Source organism: Mesorhizobium sp. WSM4822 (assembly GCF_055811155.1).
This window is the reverse complement of sequence record NZ_JBVVQM010000004.1, coordinates 60,216-66,613: the sequence shown is the minus strand read 5'-3', so window position 1 is coordinate 66,613 and position 6,398 is coordinate 60,216. Positions and strand designations below refer to the sequence as shown.

The 6,398-nt window shown below is 62.8% G+C and carries 7 protein-coding genes; 3 read left to right on the top strand and 4 right to left on the bottom strand.

The annotated features are described in order from the left end of the window. Positions 1 to 129: 129 nt before the first annotated feature. The 3 genes from sbmA to AC0L3E_RS11005 all read right to left on the bottom strand — a co-directional run bounded on the left by sbmA (position 130) and on the right by AC0L3E_RS11005 (position 2,996). The gene (sbmA, locus tag AC0L3E_RS11015) at positions 130 to 1,389 is read right to left on the bottom strand and encodes a peptide antibiotic transporter SbmA (protein ID WP_127328446.1); all 1,260 of its coding nucleotides are present in this window, start codon (positions 1,387 to 1,389) and stop codon (positions 130 to 132) included. Positions 1,390 to 1,502: 113 nt separating this feature from the next. Continuing rightward, entirely contained in the window at positions 1,503 to 2,663 is a 1,161-nt protein-coding gene (locus tag AC0L3E_RS11010) for a YbfB/YjiJ family MFS transporter (RefSeq protein ID WP_128307815.1), read from the bottom strand. Between the two features lie 111 nt (positions 2,664 to 2,774). Further along, the gene (locus AC0L3E_RS11005) at positions 2,775 to 2,996 is read right to left on the bottom strand and encodes a hypothetical protein (protein WP_128307814.1); all 222 of its coding nucleotides are present in this window, start codon (positions 2,994 to 2,996) and stop codon (positions 2,775 to 2,777) included. A 94-nt stretch (positions 2,997 to 3,090) separates the two neighbouring features. Here AC0L3E_RS11005 and AC0L3E_RS11000 point away from each other — a divergent pair, with 94 nt between their 5' ends. Genes AC0L3E_RS11000 through AC0L3E_RS10990 form a run of 3 tightly spaced genes read left to right on the top strand, consistent with a single transcriptional unit; the run spans position 3,091 to position 5,720 of the window. After that, on the top strand, positions 3,091 to 4,083 hold the full coding sequence (locus tag AC0L3E_RS11000) for a LysR substrate-binding domain-containing protein (RefSeq protein WP_128307813.1): 993 nt from the start codon (positions 3,091 to 3,093) through the stop codon (positions 4,081 to 4,083). Continuing rightward, complete coding sequence (locus AC0L3E_RS10995; RefSeq protein WP_128307812.1) at positions 4,080 to 5,336, top strand: aminopeptidase; 1,257 nt, start codon at positions 4,080 to 4,082, stop codon at positions 5,334 to 5,336. Before AC0L3E_RS11000 ends, AC0L3E_RS10995 begins: the two co-directional genes overlap by 4 nt. Before the next feature lie 21 nt (positions 5,337 to 5,357). Further along, positions 5,358 to 5,720 (top strand): DUF488 domain-containing protein, encoded by a 363-nt coding sequence (locus AC0L3E_RS10990; protein WP_128307811.1) that lies wholly within the window; start codon positions 5,358 to 5,360, stop codon positions 5,718 to 5,720. 196 nt (positions 5,721 to 5,916) lie between these two features. Here AC0L3E_RS10990 and AC0L3E_RS10985 read toward each other — a convergent pair whose 3' ends face one another. Then, positions 5,917 to 6,264, bottom strand: coding sequence for an ArsC family reductase (locus tag AC0L3E_RS10985; RefSeq protein ID WP_127270294.1), 348 nt, complete (start codon positions 6,262 to 6,264; stop codon positions 5,917 to 5,919). Positions 6,265 to 6,398: the final 134 nt, after the last annotated feature.

The following is a 6,398-nucleotide window of genomic DNA, read 5'->3' as shown; positions in this document are numbered from 1 at the left end:
CCGCCGTCCCCCCCCCCCCCCCCCCCCCCCCCCCCGCGCCGCCGCCCCCCCCCCCCCCCCCCCCCCCCCCCCCCCGGCCCGCCGGGCGCGCCCCCCCCCCCCCCCCCCCCCGGTTCGATTTCCAAAACCTTAGGCTGGGTCCTCGGCGCTCTGTCTTGCCAGATAGCGCTGGTCGATTTCAGGCAACGGCTCGCCTTGCAGCGTCGCTTCGAAGGCACGCAGGCGCTTGTGGACCGATTGCAGCTCGACGATGGTCGACCAGGACGTGAGCAGAAACTGCAGCGACCCCGTCACCTTGCCGAATGCGTTCGAAATCTGGTTCAGCGCGCCGAACGTTATCTTGTGCGCCACCAGTGAGGGACCAAGGATCAGCAGCGAGAAAATGTTGTCGGCCTGCAGGTAGGTGTAACGGACGACGTTGAAATAGATGTAGTGGAAATACAGCCTGAAATAATTGTGACGAACATTCTCGAACAGCTCGGCGGTGGTGGCCGGCTGGGCGCGGTCCGCATGATCCTCGCCGTAGACGAGTTCCTTGCGGTAGGCGGCTTCGACACGCTGGTTGCGGAACTGCAGCCCTGGAAGTTTCAGACCGGCAACCATGACCGAGATCGTCCCGAACAGACACCAGGCAAGGGCCGCGACAACCAATGGCTGCGGGATCGCGCCGATAATCGGCAACTCAGTGATATGGGCCTGCAACTGGATCATGACCGGCAGGAATGCGATCAATGTCATGATCGACTGGACGAAGCTGGAGCCGAGGTCTTCCATGATCTGCGAGAACCGCATCGTGTCTTCCTGGATACGCTGCGAGGCACCCTCGATATGGCGTAGCCTGCTCCAATTCTCGACGAAATAATTGTTCATCGCCGTGCGCCAGCGGAAAATCCAGTGGCTGACGATGAAGGCATTGACCACCTGCACATTCATGCCGACCAGCGCGAGCCACGAAAAATCCGCCAATCCGATATAAAATTCGCTGTTGGTCGACTTTCCAGTCCCCGACATCAGTCCCTGCACATAGTCGAAGAATGGTCCGTACCAGGCGTTGACGGCGACACTGACCTGCACATTGAAATAGATGAAGAACAGGATGACCGCGGTCATCAGGATCGACCAGCGCTGCCACGGATGCGGCGAATACCAGCTCCAGAATGCGTAGAAGACGGCCACGCAGAACACGAAATAGAGATAAAACCATAGAAACGGCGGCGACATGAGGATCGCGATGCCGATGATGGGCGGCGCGCCGGCCGCAGCCGGCGGCAATCCCAAAACCGCGCCCAATTGTTCACCACCGAAAAACCAGAACAGGATCGCCGCAAGGCTCCAGACGGCGGCCGAAGAGAAGAAGAGCTTCGGCTGCGGGAAAAAGGATACGAACACTGTGGCGAATTCCTCGATCTGGGCGCAAATCAGCTGACTACGGCGGGCATAAAGTCACACATTAGTGGGAAAGAAAATGCCCGTGCCCGATGCCCGGCACAGCAAGCCCACAATCATGGCGATTTTGGCGCAGCCGACCATGTGATGGCGCCGGAGACGACCAGCACGATTGCGGCGGTGATCGAGGCGAGGAAGAAATCGCCGGACATTTGCGCCAGAAATCCGGCCGCGACCGGCCCGATGATCTGGCCAAGGCCGAACGCAGCCGTCATCAGGGCAAAGATCCGGCGCGGCGCGCTTGGCGCCTGCTGCCGGGCGGCCTGCAGGCCAAAGGCGGTGATGGCAATGAAGGTGCCGCCGAGCAGCACGCCGGCAAGCAGCGGCCCGGTGGCGCCGCCGATGGCGACGCTGGCGGTGACGCCGGCAACTTCGATGAAGCACGCCAGCGCATAGGCGGCATAGAGGCCGGTCCGCGCCGCGATCTTCTGCCAGAACCAGACCGAGGGAAAGCCCGCAAGACCGGCGACCATCCACACAATGGCCTCGAAGACGCGGCTGCCGCCGCCTTGCCGGACGATGGCGACCAGGAATGTCGCCGTCACCACATAGCCAAAGCCGAACAGGCCGTAGGCGATGATGACCTTGACCAACGACCGGTCCATCCGCAGTGCCGGCTCGCGGGGGACTTCGCCGTTGCCGAGCGGACCCTCATTGACCAACAGAGCCACGAGGACGAAACCGCAGGCCGAAATCGCCGCCGACCATAGCCAGCCTGCCGCCCAGCCCGAATGCTCGGCGACCAGCACCGCCATCATCGCCGCCGATGCCGCTATGCCGAGCCCGACGCCGCCGAAATGCCAGGCCTGCAGGTCGTTGCGACCGGCAGCCGCGATATGGCTGAACACGATGCTGGCCATGAACACCATGACGAAGGCGCTGGCCAGACCGGCCAGAAAGCGGATGGCGAGAAAGGCCGCCATCGCTTCGGTCAGCCCCATCAGCGCGGCAAGGACCGCACTGGCGCCAAGCCCCGCCAGCATCAGCAGGCGCTCGCGCCCATGCGCCCAGCCGCCCGCCGCCGCCAACGCGCCGACGAGGTAGCCGAGATAATTGGACGACGCGATCCAGCCGGCATCGGCCGGCGACAGATGCAGTTCCTGCATCATGCCGGGCAGGATCGGCGTGTAGACGAAACGGCCGATGCCCATGGCAATCGCCATGGCAATCATGCCGGCGAAAGCGAAACGCAGCGCTGTCGAGTTGGCTGATGTCATCGCACTGCACAATAAATGCAGGGGTCGCTGAAACAACCGCCATCTGTTGGGCCAGTGCGTACGCGGGACGTGCTCGCCTCGACTTCCTATGTCGGAACGCTTGGCGCCTGCTCAGCAGCGACCGCCGGCGGGCAATGAACCCCTCTCGTGCACCGTCCGCCGTGCCGTCAGCCTGAACGGCACATCGCCCAGTTCGCGCTCCGACATGGTGTTCAGCACCGGATGCGAAAGCGGATCGATCAGCCATCTCTGCGCCTCGCTGTCCTGGCGCGGCTCATACGGCCCGCTCGCAGTGAAAAAGACCTTCAGCGACGACGACAAAATCCCTAACATTTCCGGCTCCACAGGTCTGTCTCTCCCGACAAAATCTGCCGTTTCGATATGCCTTTCAATTGAGATTTCAGCCGGATCAGTTTAGAAAAACTCAATGGCCATGCTCAACCGCGTCCATCTCAACGGCCTCCGCGCCGTCGAAACCGTTGCCCGTCTCGGATCGCTGGCGGCCGCCGCCGGTGAACTCAACGTTTCCGTCAGCGCCGTCAGCCAGCAGATCAGCCGTACCGAAAAACAGCTCGGCCAGGCGCTGTTCGAGCGAACGGCGAGCGGTCTGGTGCTGACCGAGTTCGGCGCCGTCTTCGCGGCCCGCCTCGGTGCTGGATTTCGTGAGCTTTCCCAGGCCGTGGCCCTGGCCGACGAGGCTACGCAATGCACATTGGTGGTTTCGGTGGCGCCGGCCTTTGCCTCGAAGTGGCTGTTGCCCAGACTATCTCGCCACTTCGACCGGCATCCCAAAGTGCTGCTGCGCATCGACGCTTCGGTGCGGCTGGCCAATCTCGATCACTCGGACATCGACATCGCCATCCGGCTCGGCGACGGCAAATGGCCGGGCGGACGCACGGAACTGCTCTTGGCGCAGGAAGTCTTCCCGGTCTGCGCGCCGGCGATCGCCCAAAAACTGAAGTCGATCGAGGATCTTGCCCAGACCTGCGCAATCACCGACGAGCGGGCAATGATCAACTGGGAAAGCTGGTTCGAGACAGCAGGCGTTCCGCCTGTTGCCTTCCTCAAGGGCGCGCGTTTCACCGACCCGATGCTGTGCCTGGAATCGGCGATTGCCGGTCATGGCGTGATGCTGGGCTGGCAATTGCTCGCCGCCGACGCGCTGGCCGACGGGCGGCTGGTGGCGCCTTTCGGAATCCGCGCCCAGAGCGGGCTCGGCTATTGGCTGGTGACCTCCAGCACCAAGGCCGAAAGCCGCAAGGTCCGGGACTTCAAGCTCTGGATCAGGGAAGAGATCGAGGCAACCATGGCGCGGTTCGGGTCCGTAAGCCCAGAACCCGCCGGCGCGATCGCGGTGGAAAGGGCGGAGGCACCGAGCTATGTAGAGTCGGACATCAAACTACGACAGGCAGGATCATGACCACACATTCGCGCGGCGTTTCCGCATCGATCGACCCGGTGAAGCTCGACAGGCTGGCGGAAGTCGCCATCAAGGTCGGACTGCAATTGCAGCCAGGGCAGGATCTGGTGCTGACGTCGTCCATCGCGGCACTGCCGCTGACCAGGCGGATCGTCGAGCATGCCTACAAGGCCGGCGCCGGGCTGGTGACGCCGATCTTCAACGATGACGAGATGACGCTGGCCCGCTACCGCTTCGGCGCCGATGCGAGCTTCGACCGCGCCGCCGGCTGGCTTTATGAAGGCATGGCGAATGCCTTTGCCAACAATGCGGCCAGGCTTGCCGTACGCGGCGAGGATCCGTCGCTGCTCTCCGCACAGGATCCGGCGAAAGTGGCGCGCGCCAACAAGGCGAATTCGATGGCCTACCAGCCGGCGCTGGAAAAGATCACCGGCTTCGACATCAACTGGAACATCGTCGCCTATCCGGACCTCGCCTGGGCCAAACAGGTCTTCCCCGGCGATGCCGACGATGTTGCGGTCGTGAAGCTCGCCGATGCCATCTTCGCCGCTTCGCGGGTCGATGTTGAGGACCCGATCGGCAATTGGAAGGCGCACAACGCGGCGCTTCGCAGCCGCACCGAATGGCTCAATGGCCATAATTTCCACGCGCTGCATTTCACCGGACCGGGCACCGACCTGACCGTTGGGCTGGCGGACGGCCATGAATGGATGGGCGGCGCCTCGACCGCCAAGAACGGCATCACCTGCAATCCCAACATCCCGACCGAGGAGGTCTTCACCACGCCGCATGCAAGGCGGGTCGAGGGTCATGTCTCCTCGACCAAGCCGCTGTCCTACCAGGGCACGCTGATCGACGACATTTCGGTGCGTTTCGAAGAAGGCAGGATCGTCGAGGCCAAGGCATCGAAGGGCGAGGATGTGCTGAAGAAGGTGCTCGATACAGATGAGGGCGCGCCCCGCCTCGGCGAAGTGGCGCTGGTGCCGCATTCCTCGCCGATCTCGGCAAGCGGGCTGTTGTTCTTCAACACGCTGTTCGACGAGAACGCCGCCTGCCACATCGCGCTCGGCCAGTGCTATTCGAAGTGCTTCGTCGACGGCGCCTCGCTCAGCCAGGACGAGATCGCGGCGCGCGGCGGCAACAAGAGCTTCATCCACATCGACTGGATGATCGGTTCGGACAGGATCGACATTGACGGCGTCCACAAGGACGGCGCCCGCGTGCCTGTCATGCGCAGGGGCGAGTGGGCCTGACCCGCTTTACGGAGCGGTCCGATGGCCTTCGATCTGGCGGTCAAGCGTATCTACGAACCACCCTCCCCCGATGACGGGCAGCGGGTTCTGGTCGACCGGATCTGGCCACGCGGCGTCAGCAAGCAAGACGCCGCGCTGGCTCTGTGGTTGAAGGACATCGCGCCGAGCGACGAGCTGAGAAAATGGTTCGGCCACGAGCCGGCGCGCTGGGCGGAGTTTCAGGAGCGGTACTGGGTCGAGTTGGATGGAAATGGCGAGGCGGTGAGTGAATTGCGAGGCTTGATCAGCCACGGCAAGGTGACGCTGCTCTATGGCGCGCATGATGAAGCGCATAACAATGCGGTGGCGCTGGCGGGGTATCTCAGCGCAAGCGCTCACAATTAGCCATCGTTAGCCAGACCTTCGTCATCCTCGGGCTGGACCCGAGGATCCATGCCGCGACCTCAGTCGAAAGGCGCAGCGGAGCAGAATCTGCACCGTTGCAACACGGATAGATCACGGCATGGATCCTATGGTCTGCGCTGCGTCGCTCCGCTCCTTGCTTCGCCATAGGATGACGAAGTGAGGTGTATGCGCTGCCCTACTTCACCACCGCCTCATAAACATCAGCCTTGAACCCCACCAGAATCCGATCCCCAACCTCCAGCACCGGTCGCTTGATCACGGTCGGCTTGGCCAGCATCAGCGCCTTGGCCTTCTTTTCGTCGAGGCTCTGCTTGTCGTTGTCCGGCAGTTCGCGAAACGTGGTGCTACCCTTGTTGAGCAGCTTTTCCCAGCCGACCTTGCCCGCCCAGCCATCCAGCCGCTTCGCGTCCAGTCCCTCTGCCCTGAAATCGTGAAACCTGTAGGCCACGTCATGGCCTTCCAGCCAGAGGCGCGCCTTCCTGACCGTGTCGCAGGTGGTGATGCCGTACATGATGATCGTCAAAACAGTGGCCCTTCCGATTTCGAATCTGACCGCAGATTAAGGACGCTCTGCGCGCTTTGCCAGCGCTCCCCGGCATGCCTTCGGTTTTGCCCTTGCCAACACTAAGGAATTTCCCTAAGTATTTTGACAGCGCC

What these genes read in the sequence shown, in the direction of transcription:
- AC0L3E_RS11010 (WP_128307815.1), bottom strand. Translation starts at nt 2,663, where the DNA reads ATGACATCAGCCAACTCGACAGCGCTGCGTTTCGCTTTCGCCGGCATG.
- AC0L3E_RS11005 (WP_128307814.1), bottom strand. Translation starts at nt 2,996, where the DNA reads ATGTTAGGGATTTTGTCGTCGTCGCTGAAGGTCTTTTTCACTGCGAGC.
- AC0L3E_RS11000 (WP_128307813.1), top strand. Translation starts at nt 3,091, where the DNA reads ATGGCCATGCTCAACCGCGTCCATCTCAACGGCCTCCGCGCCGTCGAA.
- AC0L3E_RS10995 (WP_128307812.1), top strand. Translation starts at nt 4,080, where the DNA reads ATGACCACACATTCGCGCGGCGTTTCCGCATCGATCGACCCGGTGAAG.
- AC0L3E_RS10990 (WP_128307811.1), top strand. Translation starts at nt 5,358, where the DNA reads ATGGCCTTCGATCTGGCGGTCAAGCGTATCTACGAACCACCCTCCCCC.